The sequence below is a fragment of the Nocardioides cynanchi genome, from assembly GCF_008761635.1.
In the GTDB taxonomy this organism is placed as follows: Bacteria; Actinomycetota; Actinomycetes; order Propionibacteriales; family Nocardioidaceae; genus Nocardioides; species Nocardioides cynanchi.
Map to the genome: position 1 here is coordinate 754656 of NZ_CP044344.1, position 24129 is coordinate 778784.

Annotated in this window: 20 protein-coding genes; 16 read left to right on the forward strand and 4 right to left on the reverse strand. The window is 73.1% G+C overall.

Annotation, left to right across the window (positions count from 1 at the left end; genetic code table 11):
- Positions 1-45 precede the first annotated feature (45 nt).
- Positions 46-2730 (forward strand): alpha/beta hydrolase, encoded by a 2685-nt coding sequence (locus tag E3N83_RS03950; protein WP_191907934.1) that lies wholly within the window; start codon positions 46-48, stop codon positions 2728-2730.
- On the opposite strand, the gene E3N83_RS03955 is transcribed toward E3N83_RS03950, so the two are convergent.
- Positions 2667-5822 (reverse strand): ATP-binding protein, encoded by a 3156-nt coding sequence (locus E3N83_RS03955; protein WP_151082071.1) that lies wholly within the window; start codon positions 5820-5822, stop codon positions 2667-2669. The genes E3N83_RS03950 and E3N83_RS03955 overlap by 64 nt on opposite strands.
- A 155-nt stretch (positions 5823-5977) precedes the next feature.
- Between E3N83_RS03955 and E3N83_RS03960 the strand changes: the two genes are divergently transcribed.
- Complete coding sequence (locus E3N83_RS03960) at positions 5978-7642, forward strand: ATP-binding cassette domain-containing protein (RefSeq protein WP_151082072.1); 1665 nt, start codon at positions 5978-5980, stop codon at positions 7640-7642.
- Here E3N83_RS03960 and E3N83_RS03965 read toward each other — a convergent pair.
- Both E3N83_RS03965 and E3N83_RS03970 read right to left on the reverse strand, forming a co-directional pair.
- Entirely contained in the window at positions 7621-7950 is a 330-nt protein-coding gene (locus E3N83_RS03965) for a GYD domain-containing protein (protein WP_151082073.1), read from the reverse strand. The two genes, E3N83_RS03960 and E3N83_RS03965, sit on opposite strands and share 22 nt — an antisense overlap.
- 122 nt (positions 7951-8072) lie before the next feature.
- Positions 8073-9176, reverse strand: coding sequence for a DNA glycosylase AlkZ-like family protein (locus E3N83_RS03970; protein WP_238343055.1), 1104 nt, complete (start codon positions 9174-9176; stop codon positions 8073-8075).
- A 126-nt stretch (positions 9177-9302) separates the two neighbouring features.
- Here E3N83_RS03970 and E3N83_RS19905 point away from each other — a divergent pair, with 126 nt between their 5' ends.
- On the forward strand, positions 9303-9674 hold the full coding sequence (locus E3N83_RS19905) for a DUF4190 domain-containing protein (protein ID WP_238343056.1): 372 nt from the start codon (positions 9303-9305) through the stop codon (positions 9672-9674).
- 82 nt (positions 9675-9756) lie between these two features.
- Positions 9757-10551, forward strand: coding sequence for an alpha/beta fold hydrolase (locus E3N83_RS03975; RefSeq protein WP_151082074.1), 795 nt, complete (start codon positions 9757-9759; stop codon positions 10549-10551).
- On the opposite strand, the gene E3N83_RS03980 is transcribed toward E3N83_RS03975, so the two are convergent.
- Positions 10548-11606: an oxidoreductase family protein gene (locus tag E3N83_RS03980; RefSeq protein WP_151082075.1), complete on the reverse strand. Its 1059-nt coding sequence runs from the start codon at positions 11604-11606 to the stop codon at positions 10548-10550. The two genes, E3N83_RS03975 and E3N83_RS03980, sit on opposite strands and share 4 nt — an antisense overlap.
- A 163-nt stretch (positions 11607-11769) precedes the next feature.
- Between E3N83_RS03980 and carA the strand changes: the two genes are divergently transcribed.
- The 12 genes from carA to metK all read left to right on the forward strand — a co-directional run bounded on the left by carA (position 11770) and on the right by metK (position 24109).
- Entirely contained in the window at positions 11770-12978 is a 1209-nt protein-coding gene (gene carA, locus E3N83_RS03985) for a glutamine-hydrolyzing carbamoyl-phosphate synthase small subunit (RefSeq protein ID WP_238343057.1), read from the forward strand.
- Entirely contained in the window at positions 12978-16310 is a 3333-nt protein-coding gene (carB, locus tag E3N83_RS03990) for a carbamoyl-phosphate synthase large subunit (protein WP_151082077.1), read from the forward strand. The genes carA and carB overlap by 1 nt, the downstream gene beginning before the upstream one ends.
- A 28-nt stretch (positions 16311-16338) precedes the next feature.
- On the forward strand, positions 16339-17394 hold the full coding sequence (locus tag E3N83_RS03995) for a quinone-dependent dihydroorotate dehydrogenase (RefSeq protein WP_191907935.1): 1056 nt from the start codon (positions 16339-16341) through the stop codon (positions 17392-17394).
- A complete protein-coding gene (locus E3N83_RS04000) occupies positions 17391-18179 on the forward strand; it encodes an iron-sulfur cluster-binding protein (RefSeq protein ID WP_151082078.1) in 789 nt (262 codons plus the stop codon). The genes E3N83_RS03995 and E3N83_RS04000 overlap by 4 nt, the downstream gene beginning before the upstream one ends.
- Positions 18176-19009, forward strand: a complete 834-nt coding sequence (locus tag E3N83_RS04005) for a nitronate monooxygenase (protein ID WP_191907936.1) — start codon at positions 18176-18178, stop codon at positions 19007-19009. Before E3N83_RS04000 ends, E3N83_RS04005 begins: the two co-directional genes overlap by 4 nt.
- Complete coding sequence (gene pyrF / locus E3N83_RS04010; protein WP_151082080.1) at positions 19006-19824, forward strand: orotidine-5'-phosphate decarboxylase; 819 nt, start codon at positions 19006-19008, stop codon at positions 19822-19824. Before E3N83_RS04005 ends, pyrF begins: the two co-directional genes overlap by 4 nt.
- A complete protein-coding gene (locus tag E3N83_RS04015) occupies positions 19821-20261 on the forward strand; it encodes a hypothetical protein (protein ID WP_151082081.1) in 441 nt (146 codons plus the stop codon). Before pyrF ends, E3N83_RS04015 begins: the two co-directional genes overlap by 4 nt.
- An 86-nt stretch (positions 20262-20347) precedes the next feature.
- Positions 20348-20668, forward strand: coding sequence for an integration host factor, actinobacterial type (mihF, locus tag E3N83_RS19745; RefSeq protein WP_202879318.1), 321 nt, complete (start codon positions 20348-20350; stop codon positions 20666-20668).
- Positions 20665-21252, forward strand: a complete 588-nt coding sequence (gmk, locus tag E3N83_RS19750; protein WP_202879319.1) for a guanylate kinase — start codon at positions 20665-20667, stop codon at positions 21250-21252. Before mihF ends, gmk begins: the two co-directional genes overlap by 4 nt.
- Before the next feature lie 18 nt (positions 21253-21270).
- Positions 21271-21600: a DNA-directed RNA polymerase subunit omega gene (rpoZ, locus tag E3N83_RS04025; protein ID WP_151082083.1), complete on the forward strand. Its 330-nt coding sequence runs from the start codon at positions 21271-21273 to the stop codon at positions 21598-21600.
- Between the two features lie 14 nt (positions 21601-21614).
- Positions 21615-22868: a bifunctional phosphopantothenoylcysteine decarboxylase/phosphopantothenate--cysteine ligase CoaBC gene (gene coaBC, locus E3N83_RS04030; protein ID WP_151082084.1), complete on the forward strand. Its 1254-nt coding sequence runs from the start codon at positions 21615-21617 to the stop codon at positions 22866-22868.
- Between the two features lie 44 nt (positions 22869-22912).
- Positions 22913-24109, forward strand: coding sequence for a methionine adenosyltransferase (gene metK, locus E3N83_RS04035; RefSeq protein WP_151082085.1), 1197 nt, complete (start codon positions 22913-22915; stop codon positions 24107-24109).
- Positions 24110-24129: the final 20 nt, after the last annotated feature.

Consider the following 24129-nt stretch of genomic DNA (forward strand, 5'->3'; position numbering starts at 1 on the left):
AGGGGGAGCACGGTGCGAGCACGAGAGCCGGAGAGTCACGGCTTCGTGGATCGGGACGGGGTCCGGATCTACTACGAGGTGTACGGCGAGGGTGAGCACACCCTGGTCTTCGCGCCGGCGGACGTGATCGTGACCGGTCAGATGTGGAAGGCGCAGGTGCCCTACCTGGCTCGCACCCACCGAGTCGTCGTCATCGACCCGCGCGGCAACGGTCGCTCCGACAAGCCGACGGAGCAGGCGGCGTACGGCGACCGACAGTTCGTGGCCGACCTGGTCGCGGTGATGGACGAGCTCGGCGTTCAACGGGCGGTGCTGGGTGGGCTGTGTCAGAGCGCCTTCTACGCCCTGTCCACGGCGGCCCGGCACCCCGAGCGCGTCGAGGGCGTCGTGGCGGTGGGGCCCTGGGCCGTCGAGGGTACGCCGCGCGTCGACCGGGGCACCGACGCCTATGACGACATAGTGGCCACCTTCGAGGCGCCGTACGTGGGCCAGCAGGAGTGGCGACTGCTCAACCGGGAGCTGTGGCTCCGGGACTGGCCCCAGTGGCCCCGCTTCTTCTTCAGCCGGATCATCAACGACCCGCACAGCACCAAGCTCTACGAGGACATCGTCGGCTGGGCCTGCCAGAGCACCGGCGCTGCTCAGGCCGCGGCAGCAATGGCCCCGGACTCGGCGGAGACGCCGGAGGCGGTCGCCGAGCTCTTCGCCACGATCTCGTGCCCGGTGCTGGTGATCCACGGAACCCATGACTTCTGTCAGCCGTTCGCCCGCGGCGCCCACATCGCGCGCATGGTCGGGGGCGAGCTGCTCGCCCTCGGCGGCGCCGGGCATCTCCCTCCTGGACGCGACCCGGTGGTGGTCAACCACGCCTTCGCGGACTTTCTCGAACGGGTGCATGACGGCACCGTCCACCAGCGCCACGGGGGCGCCGCGCGCGTGCGGGCACACCTGAGCACGCGACGCGACGACGCGCCGCCGCTGGGTCCCGGGACGCGCCTGGGTCGGGGCACGACGTACGGCTCCGGGCCTCCGGCCGTGGTGTTTCTGCCGGCGCTGGACGCCCGCGATCGGATCTCGTGGCTGGCACAGGTACCGGGACTCGTCCGGCAGCTACCGGTGCTCGTCCTGGACGACGACGTCACCGTTGCGGAGGCGGTCGGCGAGACGCTCGAGGCTGCCGGGGTCGGCGACGTAGTCCTGTTCGCCCCGCCCGGAGCCGGCCGGCTCGTCGACGAGCTCGCCCGGACGCGGCCTGAGGTCGCAGTGGTCGTCCACGTCGAGCACCGACGCGCGCTGTCCGAGCAGCCGGGACTGCTCGAGCACTTCGTCGACCGCCTGCCACGTGTGACGGCGCCTTCCGCGATCCCTCTGGCCCTGGTCGACGCGCCCGCTGCGCAGCGTGAGGGACGGGTGCCGGTCGTGCTCGTGGCCGCCGACCACAGCGGCCCTCCCCGCACCGGAGTCGACGCGATCGTCACCGTCGCCGGTGGCGTCAACGCGCGTCTGCGGGAGCGGCCGCCGCGGCGCCACCGCGAGCGCCGCCTGCTCTACCTCTCGTCGCCGATCGGGCTCGGCCACGTCCGCCGCGACCTGGCCATCGCCGACGCCCTGCGCGAACACGTGCCCGGCCTGCGGGTCGACTGGCTGTCGCAGTCGCCGGTCACCGACTTCCTCCAGCGCCGTGGTGAGCGCGTCCATCCTGCGTCCGCCTGGCTTGCCAACGAGTCGCGCCACATCGAGTCCGAGGCGGGGGAGCACGACCTGCACGCCTTCCAGGCGATCCGCCGGATGGACGAGATCCTGGTGCACAACTTCCATGTCTTCGACGACCTGGTCCGCGAGCGGGAGTACGACGCCTGGGTCGGCGACGAGGCGTGGGACCTCGACCACTTCCTGCACGAGAACCCGCGCCTCAAGCGTGCCCCGTTCGTCTGGATGACCGACTTCGTGGGCTGGGTGCCGATGTCGGACGGGGGTGAGCACGAGGCCGCGCTCGCCGCCGACTACAACGCCGAGATGATCGAGCACGTCGCTCGCTACCCCGACCTGCGGGACCGCTCGATCTTCGTGGGTGACCCGGAGGACGTCGTGGCCGGGTCGCTGGGCCCCGGACTCCCCGACATCCGCGACTGGACGGAGGCCCATTTCGCGTTCAGCGGCTACGTGATGGGCGCACGACCCGATCCTGCTGGGCGCGACCGCCTGCGCGCCCGTCTGGGGTACGCCCCTGACGAGACGGTCTGTGTGGTCTCGGTGGGCGGCTCGGCGGTGGGGGAGCCCCTGCTCCGTCGCGTCGTCGAGGCGTACGACGCGTGCCGGGCGCGGGTTCCGTCGCTGCGCTTCCACGTGGTCACCGGACCGCGGCTCGACCCGCAGAGGGTGAAGGTCCCGGACGGCGTCACCGTGGACGGGTTCCTGCCCGACCTCGACCTGCACCACGCGGCGTGCGACATCGCGGTGGTGCAGGGCGGCCTCTCCACCACCATGGAGCTCACTGCTGCCGGGCGCCCGTTCGTCTACGTCCCGCTGCGGCATCACTTCGAGCAGCAGGTCCACGTCCGGCACCGCCTCGAGCGCCACCGGGCCGGCCGGGCGATGGACTACGACAGCGCCGACCCGGACACCATCGCCGACGCGATCGCCGAGGAGCTGGCACGGGCTCACGACTACGTTCCCGTGCCGGAGGGAGGCGCCGAGCGCGTGGCGGGTCTCGTGGCCGAGCTGCTCTGACGCGCGCGGGCGTGCACGGTCGACCAGTCCCGGGCGGTCGCAGCCAGCAACGGCCGGACGGCGTCGGCCGCACGACCCGGTTCGCCCGCGGCCAGCCACCCGGCGGCGACGGCTTCGTAGGCATCCGCTCCCCAGATCCACGCGCGTCCGTTGGGTGACTGGATCTCGTGCAACAGTCGGTCGGCCTCCTCGAGTCCGCCGCCGCCGGCAGCGGCCAGTGGCGCCAGGCAGCGCAGCCGGTAGGCCGCCCCCGCCTCGTTCCCGATCACGGCCAGGCCGGCCGCGGCGAGCTCCGCAGCCTCGTCGCGACGACCGATCTCGAGCAGCGTGGCGGCGCAGGTGCCGGCCGCCGTGGCGTACCACCAGGGATGGTCCGTGGGCGAGGTCTCGGCGACCGCACGCCGCCCGTCAGCCAGGGCCGCGTCGAGATCGCCGGCCAACCGGGCGAACCATCCTCGCTGGGCCCAGAAGAAGCCGGCGTACGCGCCGTACCCGGTCTCGCGGTTGACCGCCAGCGCCTCGTCGACCCGGGTCCGAGCCATGCTCCAGCGTCCGGCGGCGGCCGGGACGAGCGAGGACTCGAGCAGTGCCCACTGGAGCAACCACGGCGTCCGCAGGTCGGTGAGGAGGGGGACCAGCTCGTCGAGCACGGGTCGGAGTGCAGTGGCGTCTCCGCAGTAGGAGTGCACCGACTTCAGGCCATCGAGGGAGCGCGCCACCACCTCCGGGAAGCCGGTCGCCCGTGCCTGCGCCACCCCCTCCCGGGCTCTCGCGAGGGCGTCGCTGAGCTGCAGCCGGGTCGCGTCCAGGACGACCAGACGAGTTCGGAAGATCGACTCGGCGACCGCATCCCCGAGCCCGGCGGCGAGCTCGAGTCCTTCGTGGTTGTGTGCGATCACCTCGGCCAAGGGCCGGCGACGAGCGATCGAGACGTCGCCGCCGAGCGGTCGGGCGATCCGCATCCGCAGCCGGGGGTCGGAGCCCACGCCCGCCATGGTGCGCGCCCGGAGAAGGTCGTCCTCGGCGGCCTCGAAGTCGGCCCGAGCCTCGTTGACGCGGGCCCGCTCGAGCAGCACCGCGGCGACCAGCCCGGGTTCGGCACCTTCGGCATGGGTGCCGGCGAGATCGGCCAGGGCGAGCGCGTCGTCCAGCGCCGCCGCCCGCCGCGCCCGGCGGGCCGCCTCGAGATAGCCCCTGGCCGCCCGCTCGGGCTCCCCGGCGTGGTGGGCATGGTGCGCCATCTGCTCGGGCCGGTCCGCCATCAGGTCGGCCGCTCGGCGGTGGTAGGCCACTCCGAGTGCCGGCGGCACCGTGCCGTCCACGGCTTCCTGCACCAGGTCGTTGACGAAGTCGTAGTGACGTCCGGCCGCGACCATCAGCCCCGCCCGCACCAGCTGCTCGCAGCCCAGCACGACCTCGACCTCGGGTCGGTCGACCAGTCCGGCCAGGATCACGGGGTCCACCCGTGTGCCGAGGACGGAGGCCGCGACCGCCAGGATCGCCGGGCCGTTCTCGAGGTGGTCGAGCTGCGCGCTGACGGACGCGGCGATGTTGGCGGGGACCCCGGAGGTGCCTGCAGCGAGCGCCTGGAGGCTCGCCACCACGCTCAGCGGGTGACCCTGGCTCCGTGCGTGCACTTCGTCGGAGCGGGCACCGAAGCCGGCCGCGGTGGCCAGGGCGGAGACGGCGGAAGGGCCGAGTGGACCGAGCACCAGCGGGTCGGTCAGCGCCGTGAGCTGGGAGAGGCGCGGCAGGGCCTCGGTCCGAGTCGCCGCGACGATCAGCAGGGGTGCTCTGGTCACCTGGACCGCCACATGGGCGACGAGATCGGCGGTCACGTCGGCGCCGTACTGCAGGTCGTCGAGGGTGAGCAGCACCGGCTGACGCTCGGCCAGTGAGCTGACCACCGCGACCACGGCGTCGAAGGACCGCCTGCGGGCCAGCTCGTGGGACATCTCGGTCGCGGCCGGCAGGCCGAACAGCTCGGCCAGCTCGGGCAGGAGACGGGTCCAGGTCGGCAGGTGGCCGCCCAGCAGGGTGTGCAGGGTGGGCTCCGGAAGGGCGAGGAGGACCGGGCGCAGCACCTCGACGAACGGCTGCAGGAACAGGGACCGTTCACCGGGACGGCAGTGCGCGGCCAGGACCAGTCCGCCAGTGCGGCCCGCGACCTCAGCCGCCTCGGACAGCAGGGCCGTCTTGCCGATGCCGGGCACCCCGGCGACCAGCACCAGAGAGCTGTGGCCGGACGTCGCCCCTCCCCACGCGCGGTCGAGCCGGCCCAGCTCGTCCGCCCGGCCCACGAGGCCCGAGCGCCGCGAGGTCGTGGCGCCGACGACGCGGGGCTCCGGCGTCTCGCCACGCAGGAGGGCCAGGTGGAGCAGCCGGGTCGGCGGGTCCGGGTCGGTCCCGAGGTCGCCGGCGAGCCGGGACGCCAGGGCGGTGTACACGTCCAGGGCTGCGGTGACCCGCCCGTCCAAGGCACACGCCTGCATCAGGTCGCGGTGGGCCCGCTCGTCGTAGGGGTCGGCCTCGGTGGCGGCGTGGGCGCTGTTCCGGGCGAGGACGGTCTGACCGGTCTGCAGGGCCGCTGTGGCCCGGAGGTGACGCGCCTCGCGCCGTAGCTCGGTGGCTTCGCGCTTCAGGGGATCTGCCCAGGGCCCGTCGCACTCTTCCGGCAGGTCCTCGAGGTCCCCGAGGATCTCCAGCGCCCGGCTCGCGGCGGCGACGGCGAGGGTGGGCTCGGCGCGCGCCAGGCGAGCGGTCGCAGACCCGACCAGCTCTGCTGCTTCGTCGAGGTCGACCACGACCGCCCGGCCGAGCGAGTACGCACCCACTGCGGGCTCGACGAACCCGTCGCCGACCGTGCGCCGCAGCCGGCTCGCCAGGGTGGCCAGGTTGGCCTGAGGGTCGCGCGGCTGACGTGTCGGCCAGACCGCCTCGACGAGCCGGTCCGTCGTGACCGCTGTCCCGCGGGCGGCCGCGAGAGCGGCGGCGAACACCCGGGCCTTGCGACTGCCCAGCCGCGGCCCGCTGAGCTCCTCGCCGCCGCGCGTCACGCGGAGCGCGCCGCACAGGCCCAGGCGCACGGTCATCCCGCGAGTATGGCTCCCTCCGGCGGCCGTGGAAATCGGTCGCGAGGACGGTCCGGGCGCCGGTACCTTCGCCCATCATGTGGATCCACGGCTGACCCGACTCGCGCCCGCGGCATCGCCCGGCGAGATCGCGCACCCACGGTGAGGTCCTCCGCATGCCTGCTCCCACACTGCTCCCCGTCGTCGTGACGGGTCTCGACGTCCGGTTCGGCGCCCGCCCGGTGCTCTCCGGTATCGACCTGACCGCCCAGCCCGGCCGCCGGATCGGGCTGGTGGGCGAGAACGGCACCGGCAAGTCCACGCTGCTGCGCGCGATCGCCGGCACCCTGCCCTCGCGCGCGGTCACGGCCGGTGCGGTGGAGCGCCCCGGCGAGGTGGTGATGCTCGGGCAGGAGACAGCCTTCGCCGACGCGCACACGGTGGCCGAGGTGCTGGCGCGCACCCTCGCCCCGCTGCGGCGGATGGTCGCCGAGGTGGAGCGGCTGTCCGCGCGGTTGGTCGGCGGGGAGGTGGGCGGGGGAGAGGCGACGGCGTACGCCGGGGCGCTCGACCTCGCCGTGGCGCACGACGCCTGGGACGCCGACCGCCGCGCCGCCGAGGCAGCGGAACGGCTGGGCCTCGGCGCTCTCGACCCCACGCGCCCGGTCGGGACCCTGTCGGGCGGTCAGCGCACCCGGCTGGCCCTGGCCACGATCATGACCACGCGGCCGGCCTGTCTGCTGCTCGACGAACCCACCAACCACCTCGACGACGTGGCGGTCGAGCAGCTCACGGCGTTCCTGCGCGACCTGCCCGGCGTCGTGCTGCTGGCCAGTCACGACCGCGTGCTGCTCGACGACGTGTGCACCGACCTCTTCGACCTCGATCCCCGACCGGACGGAGCGCTCGGCACCGACGGCGAAGGTGGGCGGCGCTTCGGCGGCGGCTGGTCGGCGTACGACGAGCACCGGCGGGCGGCGCGGCGGCGCTGGGAGGAGACCTACGAGGTGCAGCAGGAGGAGCTGGCCCGACTCCGCGCGCTGACCCGGATCAGCACCCTGGCGATCGCCCACGACCGGGCGCCGCGTGACAACGACCGCCACTACTACAGCTTCAAGGGCGGTCGCGTGGAGCGGACGCTGGCTCGCCGGAAGAAGGACGCGGCCCGGCGGCTCGATGACGCCGAGCGCGCGCAGGTGTCCCGGCCCCGCCCCCCGCTCCGGCTACGGGCGGACCTGACCGGGGGCGGGCCGGCCGGTCGGTTGGTCCAGGTGCGTGACCTCGAGGTGCGGGGGCGCCTGCACCTGTCCCGGCTGGACCTCGACGCGGGCCGGCACCTGCTGGTCTCGGGGGTCAACGGCTCCGGCAAGTCGACCCTGTTGGGAGTCCTGTCCGGGCGGGTCCGGGCCACCTCCGGGTCGGTCTCGGTCACCGCCCGAAGCGTGGCCGAGCTGGTCCAGGACGTGGTCTTCGAGCGGCCCGGCCGGTCGGCCGGTGCGACGTACGACGCGCTGGTGGGTGCCGAGCGCGCTGCTGCGACGCCGCTGCGCGAGCTGGGCCTGCTGCCCCACGCCCAGCTCGGCACTCCCGTGCGGCTGCTGTCGGTGGGCCAGCGCCGCCGGCTCGGACTGGCGGTCGCGATCGCGTCGGCCCCCGATCTCCTCCTGCTCGACGAGCCGACGAACCACCTCTCCCTGGCGCTGGCGGGGGAGCTGGAGGAGGCGCTGGAGACCACGCCGGGCACGGTCGTCGTCGCCACCCACGACCGCTGGCTGCGGCGACGGTGGGACGGCGACGAGCTGGTGCTGACCGCGCCGGCTCAGGTGCCCGGGGCGCTGTAGGTCAGGCCGCCGGCCCGGCCGAGGATCCCGCCCAGGTCACTGGACTCGATCAGCTCATGGGTCTCCAGGTGGCTGAACGCGCCGGTGCCGGTGACCGCGAGGCTGACGGCGGCGACCGTGGCGGAGTCCGGGGCCTCGACGACGGTGAAGCCGTCGTGCGGGCTGCCGAGCATCAGGTAGTAGCTCCGCATGGTGGCTCCCGCGGACTCGCACAGCGCCGCGACCACTGCGGCGCGGTCGCTCGGCTTGTCGACCAGGGCCTGGACGGCCTCGGGACGGAACGTGAAGAAGACGGCATACGTGGGCATCGGTCCCCCCGGTGGAAGTCGGCCGAGCCCGGCGCCCGGCGCTGGTTCAGGCTGCGCCCGGCAGCCCCTGCTTGGCAACCGTCAGCTCGCAGCAGGCGGCGCAACGGCCCGGCCGCGGCGCCTCAGCGGTCGAGGACCAGGCCCAGCCGCTCGGCCAGGCACGTGACCTCCGCATCGACCGCCCGGGTCGTCGCCAAGGTGAAGGGCACGTCCTGGTGCACGGCGTCGACGAAGAGGCGTCCGGCCTTCCGGTCGGCCGTGGCGTCGAGCTTGCCGACGAGGCGGTCGCCGTACAGCACCGGCAGGGCGAAGTAGCCCCACCGGCGCTGGGCGGCGGGCTTGTACATCTCCAGCACGTAGTCGAACTCGAAGAGCTCCTCCATCCGCTTCCGGTCGCGGACGATCGCGTCGAACGGGGAGAGCAGCGAGACGCGGCCGCGGAAGCCCGAGGCAGCGCGGTCGCCGGTGCTGTCGAGCCGGGCCGGGTCGACCCGCCACTCGCCGGCCACCCCGTCGACCACGGCCGGCTCGCCCGCAGACCCGACGTGGATCGGCTCACCGGGCAGGACGGTGCCGGCGGCGCGGGCGATGCCCAGGGCGCGCAGACGCCGGGTGTCGCGGATCTCGCGCGCCTCGTCGGGTGGGACCGGCAACAAGCCGCTCGGGTAGACCCGCTCGGCGAGGCTCCAGAGTCGTTGGTTGCCCTGCCGCCCGTCGATCGCCACCTCGCCGCGGCCGAGCAGGCACTCGAGCATCATCCGGACGTTGCGGTCGGCGTTCCACCCGCTGGAGCGCCACGGCACCTGCGCCGAGGCGTGGATGTCGCGCGATCGCATCGGGCCGTCGGCGTCCAGGACGTCGAGCACCTCGTTGCGGAACAGCTCGTTGGCCTCCAGCCAGTCGCGGGTCTCCGCCCAGGGCGGCCAGTCGGCCATCGCGGCGAGGTGGAGCGGCAGGTCGGCCATCGGCCGGATCGCCGAGCCGTCGTCGTACAGGTCACGCGCGGCCAGCGCGTCGTCGAGGTCGGACGGCTCGTACGCCGAGCCGATCCGCGCCCAGGCGACCAGGTCGGGCGCGGGGGCGACGGCGGCTGTCATGTCGACGGGCAGCGCGGTCAGGTGGGCGGCCAGCTCCACGAGACCGGTGGGCCGCTCTCCGGCGAGGAGCTGTGCGCTCACGGCGATCCGGCGCGCGTCCTGCCGCGACAGCCGGTGCACCTCGCTCACCGCCGCGACGCTAGCCGAGCCCGCCGACACGCAGGGGGCCGGAAAGGAATCCCGCAGATCTTCGGATCCTTTGGTCGTTCGCAGGAGTACCTTGACATCAAGAGGTCTCTTCCGAGGAGTGTGGCCATGAGCATGATGCCAGTCCCGAACCCGGGCACAGCGGCGTTCCGGAGCTACTCGCCTGGCGCCCACTCCGGCGTGGACCCCGACCCGGACCACAAGGTCGCCCCCGACTCCATCGACAGCCGGGCCCGCAACGCGCTCACTCTCGGCGTGATCAGCCTCGTCCTGGGCGTCGTCACCGGGGTCCCGGCCATCTGGGTCGGGCGGAAGGCATTGGCCCACATCGACGCTGCCGACGGTGCGGTGAAGGGACGCTGGGCGGCGTTGACCGGCATCGCGCTCGGCGTGGTCGGGGTCCTCCTGACCATCGGGGTCTGGTGGTACCTCCACGACACCGGCAGCGGCACGCCTGCGCCGGGCGGTTCCCGGTTCTAGCGGCACCTGCGGTCCCCGGTCGGGGCTCGCCACTCCGGTAAACCGGTTGTGGCCCTGCGCCGGGCCCGCTTGGCTCGCCGGCATGGAGATCACCTCAGGATCCGCCGTCCTCGCCGCCGCAGAGACCGGCTCCGGCCCGGACGTGCTGCTGGTCCACGCCGGCGTCACCGACCAGCGCAGCTGGCGGCACGTCGTCGACGCGCTGCCGGGTCACCGCTGCCTGACCTACGACGCGCGTGGCTACGGGCGGACGACGTACCAGCCCGAGGACGGCTGGTCGCCGGTCGACGACGCCGTCGCCGTGCTCGATGAGTACGACGTGGAGCGGGCGGTCGTGATCGCGTGCTCGATGGGCGGCCGGACCGCGCTGGACCTGGCCCTGACCCGTCCCGAGCGGGTACGGGCCCTGGTCCTGATCGGCACCGCGATCACCGGCGCTCCCGACCTCGAGCACCTCGAGCCCGGCCTCGAGGACGTCGAGGCGCGGTACGACGCGGCGTACGAGGCGAAGGACCTCGACGAGCTGAACCGCCTGGAGGCGGAGATCTGGCTCGACGGTCCGTTCCACCCGGGACGGGTCACCGGGCCGGCCCGCGACCTCTTCCTCGACATGAACCGGATCGCGCTCGAGGCGCCCGAGCCCGGTGACCCCTGCCAGGACATCGACGCGTGGGCCTCCTGCGGCGACCTGACCGTGCCGACCCTGGTCCTGATCGGGGAGTACGACCTCGCGCACACCCACGCCAACGCCGCGCACCTCGCCGAGCACGTCTCCGGCGCCCGGCTGGTCGATCTCCCCGGCGTCGCCCACCTGCCGCACCTCGAAGCCGACCAGCGGACCCTCACCGAGATCGCGGCGTTCGTGGACGGCCTCTAGGTCAGGAGGTCGAGGCACTCCCAGTCCCGCACGGCCGACTCCAGGCAACCCATCTTCGGCCGCCAGTACGACGGGTCCGACCCGTCCGCTGCGTCCTGGACGGGCACGAGCAGCCAGTAGAGGAGGCCGGAGCGGTAGTCGAGGACGAGGTCGTCCCAGGTGTAGTCGGCCACTCCCGCGTCGACCAGGGTGTGGTGGTAGAGCCGTAGGCAGTCGAGCTCACGGTCCCCGTCGTGGCGCTGCTCGGGCGTCCAGAACGTGGCGAGCAGGTTGGCGAGGTCGTTGCCGCAGTGGTCGACCTCCGGGCCCTGCCAGTCGATGAGGTAGGTCTGGCCTGCGTCGCTGACCGGCACCAGGAAGTTGGCGAAGTAGGCGTCGCCGTGTCCGAGCGTGAGGTTGCGGTGCCGGTCGAAACGTGGCTCCAGCCAGAGGCTCCCGTGACGCTCGATCCCCGCCAGCACGGCGTCGTACAGCCGCCGGGTGCCGGCGCCGAGGTCAGCGAGGTCCAGTCGTGTCCAGGCGCCCCGGCGGCGCTCGGCGTACGCGGCACTCCGCTCGGCGTCGCGCGACCAGTGACCCACCTCGAAGGTCCCCGACTCGAGTGCCGGATGGCCCCACCAGAACGCGTGATGCCGGGCCAGGGTCGTCACGCACGCGGCCAGCGGGCCCGGCTCCGGGACGCCGTCGAGCGCGATCTGCCGAGACCGGGTGACCGGCGGCACATGCGTCGCCGAGAGGTCCTCCAGGAGGACGAAGGAGTCCTCGGTGCGCTCGTCCACGCCACTCGCCAGGGACGGCACGATGCCGGGTGGCTCGACCTGCCTCGCGAGCGCATAGAAGGCGGCCTCGTCCTGACCGGCCGTCACCGCCCACGAGGCCTGCGTGTTGCGCTTGAGCACCAGGTGGGTGGGCAGCGCGACGTCGGGCTCTCGATAGCGCACGCGGAGTCGGGCAGTTCGCGAGTTGAAGGCGTCAGTCGTGGTCACCTCGACCGACTCGACCGCGACTCCGAGCACGGCGCCCAACCAGTCGCGGTCGACGGCGTCGTCAGACATGCAGGTCAGGCTAGGCAGGCCGGCGAGGGGTTGTCCCGGCGTTTTCCGTGGGCGGTCGACGCTTCGCGCCGGGCCTCCGGACCGTCGCACGGCACTGGTAGGGTCGGCACCGCTCGAACATCCTTTAACGATCCGTCCCGTGAGGCGGAGAAGGAGGTACGGCGTGAGTCTGCCTGCGCCTGCACTGCTCGTCCTCGAGGACGGCCGGACCTTCCGAGGGGAGGCCTACGGCGCCGAGGGCGAGACCTTCGGTGAAGCGGTGTTCGCCACCGGGATGACCGGCTACCAGGAGACCCTGACCGACCCGTCCTACCACCGCCAGGTCGTGGTGATGACCGCCCCGCACGTCGGCAACACGGGGATGAACGACGAGGACCCGGAGTCGTCGCGGATCTGGGTGGCGGGCTACGTCGTGCGCGACCCGGCCCGGGTCTCGTCGAGCTGGCGCTCCCGGCGCAGCCTTGCCTCGGCGTTGAGCGAGCAGGGGGTCGTGGGCATCTCCGGTGTCGACACCCGCGCGCTGACCCGCCACCTGCGCGAGCGCGGGGCGATGCGGGTCGGGATCTCGTCGGTCGAGACCGACCCCGACGCGCTGCTGGCGCGGGTGAGGGAGTCCGGCGAGATGACCGGGGCCGACCTGTCGGCCGAGGTCTCGACGGCCGAGGCGTACGTCGTACCGTCGGCCGGCGAGCTCCGCTTCCGGGTCGCCGCCCTCGATCTGGGCATCAAGGCGAACACCCCGCGGATGCTGGCCGAGCGCGGCATCGAGACCCACGTGCTGCCGGCAACGGCCACGCTGGACGACGTGCTGGCCACCACTCCGGACGGGCTGTTCTTCTCCAACGGCCCCGGCGACCCGGCGGCCACGACCGCGCAGGTGGAGCTCCTGCGCGCGGCGCTGGAGCGCGGCCTGCCCTACTTCGGCATCTGCTTCGGCAACCAGCTCTTCGGCCGGGCCCTGGGCCTGGGCACCTACAAGCTGGTCTACGGCCACCGCGGGATCAACCAGCCGGTGCTGGACCGCACCACCGGCAAGGTCGAGGTGACCGCCCACAACCACGGGTTCGCGGTCGCCTGGCCGGACGGCGTCCCGATCGACGAACCGGTGTCCACGCCGTACGGCGAGGCCACGGTGAGCCACCTCTGCCTCAACGACGGCGTCGTCGAGGGGCTGGAGCTGCGCAGGGACGACCGGCTGGTTGCCTTCTCGGTGCAGTACCACCCCGAGGCAGCCGCCGGACCGCACGACGCGGCGTACCTCTTCGACCGCTTCTGCGACCTGATGGGTGGTCTCGGCTCCGCTCGACCACCGAAGGAAGCGCGACCTTCGGTGGTCGAGCGAAGTCGAGACCACGCCGGAGAGGACGCCTGATGCCCAAGCGCACCGACATCTCCAGCGTCCTGGTCATCGGCAGCGGCCCGATCGTGATCGGGCAGGCCTGCGAGTTCGACTACTCCGGCACCCAGGCCTGCCGGGTGCTCCGCGAGGAGGGGATCAGGGTGATCCTGGTCAACTCCAACCCGGCCACGATCATGACCGACCCGGAGTTCGCCGACGCGACGTACGTCGAGCCGATCACGCCGGAGTTCGTCGAGCAGGTGATCGCCAAGGAGAGGCCGGACGCGCTGCTGGCGACGCTGGGCGGCCAGACGGCGCTCAACTGCGCGATGAGCCTGGCCGCGGCCGGTGTCCTGGAGAAGTACGGCGTGGAGCTGATCGGGGCGTCCATCGAGGCGATCGAGAAGGGCGAGAACCGCGAGTCCTTCAAGCGGATCGTCGAGGACCTGCCGCCGGAGTGGGGCGCCGAGGTCGCTGCCTCGCGGATCTGCCACGACATGGACGAGTGCCTGGCCGCGGCCGGCGAGCTCGGCTTCCCGGTCGTCGTCCGCCCGTCGTTCACCATGGGCGGCGCCGGCTCCGGACTGGCCTACGACGAGGAGGACCTGTTCCGGATCGCGGGCATGGGCCTGTCGCTGAGCCCCACCACCGAGGTGCTCCTGGAGGAGTCGATCCTGGGCTGGAAGGAGTACGAGCTCGAGGTGATGCGCGACCGCGCCGACAACGTCGTGATCGTCTGCTCGATCGAGAACATCGACCCGATGGGCGTGCACACCGGCGACTCGATCACGGTGGCGCCGGCGCTGACCCTGACCGACCGCGAGTATCAACGCCTGCGCGACATCTCGATCGGCGTGATCCGCGAGGTCGGGGTCGACACCGGCGGCTGCAACATCCAGTTCGCGGTCAACCCGGTCGACGGCCGGATCGTGGTGATCGAGATGAACCCGCGGGTCTCGCGCTCGTCGGCGCTGGCGAGCAAGGCGACCGGCTTCCCGATCGCCAAGATCGCGGCCAAGGTCGCGATCGGCTACACCCTCGACGAGATCCCCAACGACATCACGACCCGCCCCGACGGGCAGTCCACGCCCGCGAGCTTCGAGCCGACCCTCGACTACGTCGTGGTGAAGGTGCCGCGCTTCGCGTTCGAGAAGTTCCCCGGTGCCGACCCGACCCTGACCACGCACATGAAGTCGGTCGGCGAGGCGATGGCGATCGGCCGCAACTTCACCGAGGCGCTGCAGAAGGCGCTGCGCTCACTGGAGAGCCCCGACGCGGTCTTCGACTGGCACAAGGAGTGGGTCGAGCTCGACAAGGACGCGCTGCTCGAGCGGATCCGGGTGCCGCACGACGGGCGGCTCAAGCTGGTGATGGACGCGATCCGGGCCGGGGCCACGCCCGAGGAGGTCTTCGAGGCGACCGCGATCGACCCGTGGTTCGTCGACCAGCTGGCGCTGATCAACGAGGTCGCCGAGCAGGTGACCGCCGCCCCCGAGCTGACCCCCGAGCTGCTGCGGCTGGCCAAGCGGCACGGCTTCAGCGACGCCCAGCTCGGCAAGATCCGCGGGATGACCGCCGACGTGGTCCGGGGCGTGCGGCACGCGCTCGGCATCCGGCCGGTCTACAAGACGGTCGACACCTGCGCGGCCGAGTTCGCCGCCGCCACGCCGTACCACTACTCGTCGTACGACGAGGAGACCGAGGTGGAGCCGCGCGAGCGGGCGGCCGTGATCATCCTCGGCTCGGGACCCAACCGGATCGGGCAGGGCATCGAGTTCGACTACTCGTGCGTCCACGCGTCCATGGCGCTGGGCCAGGGGCCGGGCGGGGCCGGCTTCGAGACGATCATGGTCAACTGCAACCCCGAGACCGTCTCGACCGACTACGACACCTCCGACCGGCTCTACTTCGAGCCGCTGACCCTGGAGGACGTGCTCGAGGTGGTGCACGCCGAGCAGCAGGCCGGCCCGGTGGCCGGCGTGATCTGCCAGCTCGGTGGGCAGACGCCGCTCGGACTGGCCCAGGGGCTGGCCGACGCGGGGGTCCCGATCGTCGGCACCACGCCCGAGGCGATCCACCTGGCCGAGGAGCGCGGCGCCTTCGGCCGGGTGCTGCACGAGGCCGGGCTCACGGCTCCGCTGCACGGCATGGCGTCGTCGTACGACGAGGCGGCGGCGATCGCGGCCGAGATCGGCTACCCGGTGCTGGTCCGGCCGTCGTACGTGCTGGGCGGGCGCGGCATGGAGATCGTGTACGACGACGGGGCGCTCGAGGGCTACATCGCCCGGGCCACGGCGATCAGCCCCGCCCACCCGGTGCTGGTCGACCGGTTCATCGACGACGCGGTCGAGATCGACGTCGACGCGATCTTCGACGGCGAGGAGCTGTTCCTCGGCGGCGTGATGGAGCACATCGAGGAGGCCGGGATCCACTCCGGCGACTCCTCCTGCGCGCTGCCGCCGATCACCCTGGGCGACCGCGAGATCGACCGGATCCGCCATGCCACCGAGGCGATCGCCCGGGGCGTGGGGGTGCTCGGGCTGATCAACATCCAGTTCGCGCTCGGCTCCGACGTGCTCTACGTGCTCGAGGCCAACCCGCGGGCCAGCCGGACCGTGCCCTTCGTCTCCAAGGCGACCGCGACGCCGCTGGCCAAGGCCGCGGCCCGGGTGATGATGGGCGACTCGATCAAGCAGCTGCGGGCCGAGGGGCTCCTGCCGGCGTCGGGCGACGGCGGCTCGCTTCCGGCCGACTCGCCGATCGCGGTCAAGGAAGCGGTGATGCCCTTCAACCGGTTCCGCCAGCCGGACGGCCGCTACGTCGACACGGTGCTCGGGCCGGAGATGAAGTCGACCGGCGAGGTGATGGGCTTCGACGCCGACTTCGGTCGGGCGTTCGCCAAGGCCCAGGCCGCCGCCTTCGGGCCGCTGCCGACGTCGGGGAAGGTCTTCGTCTCGATGGCCAACCGCGACAAGCGGACCATGATCTTCCCGATCAAGGTGCTCTCCGACCTCGGCTTCGAGATCCTGGCGACCCAGGGCACCGCCGACGTGCTGCGACGCAACGGTGTGCCCGCGACCGTCGTACGCAAGCACTTCGACGGGCCCGGTCCCAACGGCGAGCCGACCACGGTCCAGCTGATCGCCGAGGGCGACGTCGCGCTCGTGGTGAACACCCCGCACGGCTCCTCGGGCAGCGGCGGCTCGATCCGGGTCGACGGCTACGAGATCCGGACGGCGGCGGTGCGGGCCAACGTCCCCTGCATCACCACGGTGCAAGGCCTCGGCGCGGCGGTGCAGGGCATCGAGGCCCGGATCCGCGGCGACATCGGGGTGCGCTCGCTCCAGGACTGGGCGAAGCGGTGACCCGAGACCTCCGGCGCTGGCGCCGCGCGTGACGGCGTACGACGCGCTGTTCGCGCGGGTGCTCACCCGGGTCGACCCCGAGCGTGCCCACGAGCTCGGCTTCCGGGCGATCCGCGCCGGTCGGCGCGTGGTCGAGCGCGCCGTCACCGTGCCGCCGGCCCCCGTCTCGGCGATGGGGCTGGCCTTCCCCAACCCGCTCGGCGTGGCCGCCGGCTTCGACAAGAACGCCGTCGGCATCGACGCCCTGGCGGCGCTCGGCTTCGGCTTCGTCGAGGTCGGCACCGTCACAGCGCTGCCGCAGCCCGGCAACCCGAGGCCGCGCCTGTTCCGGCTGCCCCGCGACCGGGCGATCGTGAACCGGATGGGCTTCAACAACGACGGCGCCGAGGCCGTGGCGCGACGCCTGGCCGACCGGGCGCGACACGTGGTCCCAACTCCGCTCGACCACCGAGGCACGCTGCCGATCGTCGGCGTCAACATCGGCAAGTCCAAGGTGGTCCCCGAGGCCGACGTGGCGGCGGTGCTGGCCGACTACGCGTCCAGCGCGCGCCTGCTCGCGCCGTACGCCGACTACCTCGTGGTCAACGTCTCCTCCCCGAACACCCCCGGCCTGCGCAGCCTCCAGGCCGTCGACCGCCTCGCCCCCCTCCTCGACGAGGTACGACGTGTGGCCACCGACGCCGCCGGCCGCTCGGTCCCGCTGTGCGTCAAGATCGCTCCCGACCTCGCCGACGACGACGTGGTCGCCGTGGCCCGGCTGGCGGTCGCCCAGGGCCTGGACGGCATCATCGCGACCAACACCACGATCTCCCGCGACGGCCTGGTCACCGACCCCGGCGAGGTCGAGGCGCTGGGTGCCGGCGGCCTGTCCGGGCCGGTCCTGCGCCGCCGCGCCCTCGACGTGCTGAAGATCCTCCGCGCCGAGGCGCCCGCGACGGCCCTGATCGGGGTCGGCGGCATCTCGACCGCCGAGGACGCCCGCGAGCGCCTCGAGGCGGGTGCCGACCTCGTGCAGGCCTACACCGGCTTCGTCTACGGAGGGCCGCTCTGGCCACGCCGCGTCGTCCGGGGGCTGCCGGCGTGAGCACGCCACTCGGGCCGCTGCACGTGACCGGCGAGGTGCTGGCCACCAAGACGGTCGGCGCGCATCGCCACCTCACCCTGGTGGCGCCGGGCATCGGCGAGCGGTCCCGGCCCGGGAGCTTCGTCGCGGTCTCCACGGGCGAGGCGAGGCTGGCCCGGCGAGCACTGTGGATCCACCGGGTCCGGCCGATGGGCGGCCACCGGGCCACCCTCGACGTCGTGGTCGAGCCGCGGGGGAGCGGCAGCCGTTGGCTGGCCGGCCTCGCCCCGGGCGCTGCCGTCGACGTCACCGGCCCGCTGGGTCGCCCCTTCGCCCTGCCCCGCGAACCGGCCCGCTGCCTCCTGGTCGGTGAGGGGTACGCCGCGGCTCCGCTGCTGGCGCTCGCCGAGCGCCTCCGCCAGCGCGCCTGCCCGGTCCACCTCGTGCTCTGCGCCCCCGACGAGTCCCGGCTCCTCGATGTGCTCGAGGCCCGCCGCAGTGTCGCCCAGGTCGACGTGGTGACCGGCGACCCCCAGGCCGCGATCGCCGCGGCGGTGGCCTCGGCCGACGTGGTCTACTCCGCCGGCTCCGTGCCGACGCTGCGTGCCTGCGCCGACGCGGCGGCCGCTGCCGGTGTCTCCTGCCAGGTGGCCCTCGAGCGTCACCTGACCTGCGCCACCGGACTGTGCTCGGGCTGCCCGGTCCCGCTCCTGCACCACGAGGAGGACGGCGGACCCCGCGTGGTGCGTGACTGCGTCGACGGCCCCGTCTTCCGGGCCGGCCTGGTCGACTGGGAGTCGCTGTGAGCGGAGACTGGCCCTTCTCCGGGCCGGTGCTGTCGGCGTCCGGGTGCGGCGGCACCGGCCGCGAGCTCGCGTCGTACGGCGACCTGGCCGACCTGGGCGGCTTCGTCACCCGCTCGATCACGTTGCACGCCAGGCCGGGTGCCCGCGGGGAGCGGATCGTGGAGTCACCCAGCGGCCTGGTCAACGCGATCGGGTTGCAGAACCCGGGCGTCGAGGCCTTCCTGGGTGAGGAGCTCCCGGCGCTGCTGGAGCTCGGCGCCACCGTGGTGGCCAGCATCGCCGGGCACTCCCTCGGTGAGTACGCCGAGGTGTCGCGGGCCCTCGGCCGCGCCGCCGGGGTGAGCGCGCTGGAGGTCAACCTCTCCGCCCCGGACGCCTCCGGTGCCGGGGTCTTCGACATCCGCGAGCCGTTCCAGGCCGCCGGCGTCGTGGCCGCCTGCCGCCGTGACCTGCCCGGAGGAGTGCTGCTCCTGGCCAAGCTGCGCAGCGACGCCTCGCGGGTCGTGGAGACCGCGCGGGCGGTCACCGAGGCGGGCGCCGACGCGGTGGTGGTCGGCAACGCGGTGCCGGCGGCCATGCCCGACGGGCGCCCCGGCGGGCTGAGCGGTCCCGCGATCCGCCCGCTCGCGCTGCGCTCCGTCTCGCTGGCCGTCGAGGCCCTGCCCGGTACGCCGGTGATCGCCTGCGGAGGCATCATGGACCCCGCCGATGCCCGGGCCTTCCTGGACGTCGGCGCCCGCGCCGTCCAGGTCGGCAGCGCGCTGTTCCACGACCCGACCGCTGCCCACCGGATCGCCGCCGCCCTCGCGGCAGGAGGAGAGCCCAGATGACCAGCTTCGGAGCCCGGTTGCACGCCGCCGTCCAGGAGCACGGCCCGCTCTGCGCCGGAATCGACCCGCACGCCTCCCTGCTCGCCGACTGGCGGCTGGGCGACGACGTGGCGGGCCTCGAGCGGTTCGCCCTCACCGCTGCGGAGGCCTTGGCTCCCCGGGTGGCGATGGTCAAGCCGCAGTCGGCGTTCTACGAGCGCTTCGGCAGCCGGGGCATCGCGGTGCTCGAGCGGCTCGTGACGACCTGCCGCGACGCCGGCGCGCTCGTGCTCCTCGACGTCAAGCGGGGCGACATCGGCTCCACCAGCCAGGCCTACGCCGACGCCTACCTCGACCCGGCCTCACCGTTGGCGGTCGACGCCATCACCGCCAGCCCCTACCTCGGCTTCGGCTCGCTGACGCCGATGATCGACACCGCCCGCCGCCACGACGCGGGGGTGTTCGTGCTGGCGCTGACCTCCAACAAGGAGGGGCCCGAGGTGCAGGAGGCCCGCAGCGGCGACTCCACCGTGGCCGACGTGATCCTCGACCACCTGCGGGCGCTCAACCACGACGCCGAGCCGCTCGGCTCCTTCGGTGCGGTGGTCGGCGCGACCATCGACGGCAGCGGGCACCGGCTCGACATCGACGGTCCGATCCTGGCCCCGGGGTACGGCGCGCAGGGTGGCACCGTCGACGACCTCCGCCGGATCTTCGGTACGTCGGTCCGGCACGTGCTGCCGAGCACCTCGCGCGAGCTGCTCGGTGCCGGCCCCGCCGGCCTGGCCGACGCCGCCGACCGGCTCAACGCCCGGCTCCGCGAGCTCCTCGCATGATCCGGGGGGCCGTCGCCGCCGCAGCGCTGGTCCTGGCCCTGCCGGTGCTGACCGGCTGCGGCAGGGGCACGAGCTACTGCGGCACGGTGCGCTCGCACCAGGCAGAGCTCGGCACGATCATCCAGTCCGGCGGTCGCGGAGCCCTGCTCCAGGCGCTCCCGATCTTCGAGGCCCTCCAGGGCGCGGCCCCGAGCGACGTGGCCGACGACTGGCAGCTGCTGGTCACCCGGATCACCGCCCTGCGCACCGCCCTGACCGACGCGCACGTCGACCCGACGACGTACGACCCCCGGCATCCGCCCTCCGGAGTGACCTCCGCGCAGCGCACCGCGATCCTGCGCGCGGCCGCGGGCGTCGGCGCCGCCGACAGCCGTCAGGCGCTCGCGGACCTCCAGCAGGAGGTGCTCGACGTGTGCCACACGCCACTGGAGCTGTGACCTGGCAGGGGCGTGCGTTGCCGCGTCGCGCCGATCCTGACTAGATTGACGACCGCTGACCCCGTGGACCCGACGAAGGATGTGCCTTGGCTCTCCCACCGCTGACACCCGAGCAGCGCCAGGCGGCCCTCGACAAGGCGGCTGCGTCGCGTCGCGAGCGGGCCGAGGTGAAGAACCGGCTGAAGAACTCCGGGGCCTTGATCTCCGACGTGCTGCGCGACGGACAGGCCAACGAGGTGATCGGCAAGATGCGGGTCGTCGACCTGCTCTGCTCGATGCCGGGCGTCGGCAAGGTCCGGGCCAAGCAGCTCATGGAGCGGATCGGCATCGCCGAGAGCCGCCGGGTCCGAGGCCTGGGCACCAAGCAGGTCGCGGCGCTCGAGCGCGAGTTCGCCCCCGGCGAGTGAACCGGTCGCAGCCCGGTGCCCGTCCCTCCCGGCTGACCGTCCTGGCCGGCCCGACGGCGGTCGGCAAGGGCTCGGTCTCCGCGGACATCCGCGCCCACCACCCCGAGGTCTGGATCTCGGTGTCGGCGACGACCCGGCCGCCTCGGCCGGGGGAGCAGAACGGTGTCCACTACTGGTTCGTCTCCGAGGCGGAGTTCGACCGGATGGTCGCCCAGGACGAGCTGCTCGAGTGGGCCGTGGTGCACCAGCGGGCCCGCTACGGCACCCCGAGGGGCCCGGTCGATGACGCCCTGGCCGCCGGCCGCCCGGCCCTGCTCGAGATCGACCTCCAGGGTGCCCGCCAGGTGCGTGCGGCGATGCCGGGCGCCTACTTCTGCTTCCTGGCGCCACCCTCGTGGGAGGAGCTGGTACGCCGTCTGGTCGGCCGCGGCACGGAGAGCGAGGAGGAGCGGGAGCGTCGGCTCGCCACCGCCCGGCTCGAGCTGGCCGCGGAGCCGGAGTTCGACCGGGTCATCGTGAACACTGAAATTCACGCTGCCGCCGAGGAGTTGGTAGCCTTGATGGTGCTCGACCCCAACTCCTGAGACTTGTGAGGCTTCTGCGTGTCTGCACCCACCCCCGCCGCCGAGGGCGTGACCAACCCCTCGATCGACGACCTGCTGACCAAGACCGACAGCAAGTACAAGCTGGTCCTCTACAGCGCCAAGCGCGCCCGTCAGATCAACGCCTACTACTCCCAGCTCGGCGAGGGCCTGCTGGAGTACGTCGGCCCCCTGGTGGACACCCACGTCCAGGAGAAGCCGCTGTCGATCGCGCTGCGCGAGATCAACGACGACCTGCTGACCTGCGAGGACGTCGACCCGGCCGAGCTGGCCGCCGAGGAGGAGGCCAAGCAGGCCGCCCGCCTCGACGCGTCCTTCTCGCCCGAGTGAGCTGACCGGTCGCGATGACCGACGACCAGGCCGCTTCCGGCGCCTCGACCGAGGCGACGGAGCGGCCTTCGGTCGTCCTGGGGGTCTCCGGCGGCATCGCCGCCTACAAGGCGTGCGAGCTGCTGCGCCGGCTCACCGAGAGCGGCCACGACGTGACCGTCGTCCCCACGGAGGCGGCGTTGCACTTCGTCGGGGCTGCGACCTGGGCCGCCCTCTCGGGCAAACCGGTCGCCACCGACGTCTGGACCGACGCCCACGAGGTGCCGCACGTGCGGATCGGCCGGTCGGCCGACCTCGTCGTGGTGGCCCCGGCCACCGCCGACCTGCTCGCCCGGGCCGCCCACGGCCGGGCCGACGACCTGCTCACCAACATCCTGCTCACCGCTCGCTGCCCGGTGGTCTTCGCACCGGCGATGCACACCGAGATGTGGGAGCACGCCGCCACCCGGGCCAACGTCGCCACGCTGCGGGAGCGAGGAGCCCTGGTGATCGAGCCGGCCGTCGGCCGGCTGACCGGTGCCGACACCGGCAAGGGCCGGCTGCCCGAGCCCGACGAGATCTTCGAGATCTGCCGTGACGTGTTGGCCCGGAGCGGGGGACTCGACCTGGCCGGACGCTCGGTCGTGGTCTCGGCCGGAGGCACCCGCGAGCCGATCGACCCGGTGCGCTTCCTCGGCAACCGCTCGTCGGGCCTCCAGGGCGTCGCCCTGGCCCGGACCGCCGCCGCACGCGGTGCCGACGTCACCTTGGTGGCGGCCAACGTCTCGCTGCCCGACCCGGCCGGGGTCAAGGTGGTCCGGGTCGAGACCACCGAGCAGCTGCGCGACGCGGTCGTCTCCGCTGCGGTCTCCGCCGACGCGGTGGTGATGGCCGCGGCCCCGGCCGACTTCCGGCCGGTGGCCACCAGCGAGTCGAAGATCAAGAAGTCCGGCGACTCCGCGCTGACCCTCGAGCTGACGCAGACCCCCGACATCCTCGCCGAGATCTCCGCCGACCGGGCGCGGCCGGGCCAGGTCGTGGTCGGCTTCGCTGCCGAGACCGGCGACGACTCCGGCTCGGTGCTCGACCTGGCCACCGCCAAGCTGGCCCGCAAGGGATGCGACCTCCTGGTCGTCAACGACGTCGCCGGGGGAGCGGTGTTCGGGCAGCCGGACAACCGGGCCGTGATCCTGTCCACCGACGCCGCGCCGCACGACGTACCCCTCGGGTCGAAGACCGCTCTGGCCCACGTCATTTGGGACGAAGTGGCCCGCAGGCTGCAAGATTGACCACCGAACGCCGACATCTCGCCGACACCAGGAGCATCGACACCGTGACCGGACGTCTCTTCACCTCAGAATCCGTCACCGAGGGACACCCCGACAAGATCGCCGACCAGATCAGCGACTCGGTCCTCGACGCCATGCTGGAGCAGGACCCCCACAGCCGGGTCGCCGTGGAGACCCTGCTCACGACCGGCCTCGTGGTCGTCGCGGGAGAGGTGACCACCACCGGCTACGTCGACGTCAAGCAGATCGTGCGCAACCGGATCCTCGAGATCGGCTACGACTCCTCCGACAAGGGCTTCGACGGCCACTCCTGCGGCGTGATGGTGGCGATCGGCGGCCAGTCCGGCGACATCGCCCAGGGCGTCGACTCCGGCCACGAGTCGCGGACCGGCTCGATTGACGCGATGGACAAGCAGGGCGCGGGCGACCAGGGCCTGATGTTCGGCTACGCCTGCGACGACACCGACGTCCTGATGCCTCTGCCGATCACCATCGCCCAGCGCCTCGCCGAGCAGCTCACCGCGGTCCGCAAGGACGGCACGCTCGACTACCTGCGCCCCGACGGCAAGACCCAGGTCACCATCGAGTACGACGCCGACAACCGGCCGGTGCGGGTGGACACCGTCGTGCTGTCGACCCAGCACGCCGACACCGTCTCGCTGGACCAGCTCGAGGCAGACATCAAGCAGCACGTCATCGACCCGGTGCTCGCGTCGTTCACCCTGCCGTCCGAGGGCTACCGCCTCCTGGTCAACCCGACCGGCCGCTTCGTCGTCGGCGGCCCGATGGGCGACGCCGGCCTGACCGGCCGCAAGATCATCGTCGACACCTACGGCGGGATGGCCCGGCACGGTGGCGGCGCCTTCTCCGGCAAGGACCCCTCGAAGGTCGACCGCTCCGCGGCGTACGCCATGCGCTGGGTGGCCAAGAACGTCGTCGCGTCCGGCCTGGCGCGGCGCTGCGAGGCCCAGGTCGCCTACGCGATCGGCAAGGCCGCTCCGGTGGGGGTCTTCATCGAGACGTTCGGCACCGGTGTGATCCCCGACGAGGAGATCCAGCGGGCTGTGCTCGAGGTCTTCGACCTGCGCCCCGCCGCGATCATCGAGGACCTCGACCTGCTGCGCCCGATCTACGCCCGGACCGCCGCCTACGGCCACTTCGGCCGCGAGCTCCCCGAGTTCACCTGGGAGCGCACCGACCGCGCCGAGGCGCTGCGCAAGGCGGCGGGCGTCAGCGACTGACGACCGCGCCGACCCCGTTC

Coding starts and splice junctions, on each gene's coding strand:
- E3N83_RS03955 (WP_151082071.1), bottom strand. CDS start 5,822: ATGACCGTGCGCCTGGGCCTGTGCGGCGCGCTCCGCGTGACGCGCGGC.
- E3N83_RS03960 (WP_151082072.1), top strand. CDS start 5,978: ATGCCTGCTCCCACACTGCTCCCCGTCGTCGTGACGGGTCTCGACGTC.
- E3N83_RS03965 (WP_151082073.1), bottom strand. CDS start 7,950: ATGCCCACGTATGCCGTCTTCTTCACGTTCCGTCCCGAGGCCGTCCAG.
- E3N83_RS19905 (WP_238343056.1), top strand. CDS start 9,303: ATGAGCATGATGCCAGTCCCGAACCCGGGCACAGCGGCGTTCCGGAGC.
- E3N83_RS03975 (WP_151082074.1), top strand. CDS start 9,757: ATGGAGATCACCTCAGGATCCGCCGTCCTCGCCGCCGCAGAGACCGGC.
- E3N83_RS03980 (WP_151082075.1), bottom strand. CDS start 11,606: ATGTCTGACGACGCCGTCGACCGCGACTGGTTGGGCGCCGTGCTCGGA.
- carB (WP_151082077.1), top strand. CDS start 12,978: ATGCCCAAGCGCACCGACATCTCCAGCGTCCTGGTCATCGGCAGCGGC.
- pyrF (WP_151082080.1), top strand. CDS start 19,006: ATGACCAGCTTCGGAGCCCGGTTGCACGCCGCCGTCCAGGAGCACGGC.
- E3N83_RS04015 (WP_151082081.1), top strand. CDS start 19,821: ATGATCCGGGGGGCCGTCGCCGCCGCAGCGCTGGTCCTGGCCCTGCCG.
- coaBC (WP_151082084.1), top strand. CDS start 21,615: ATGACCGACGACCAGGCCGCTTCCGGCGCCTCGACCGAGGCGACGGAG.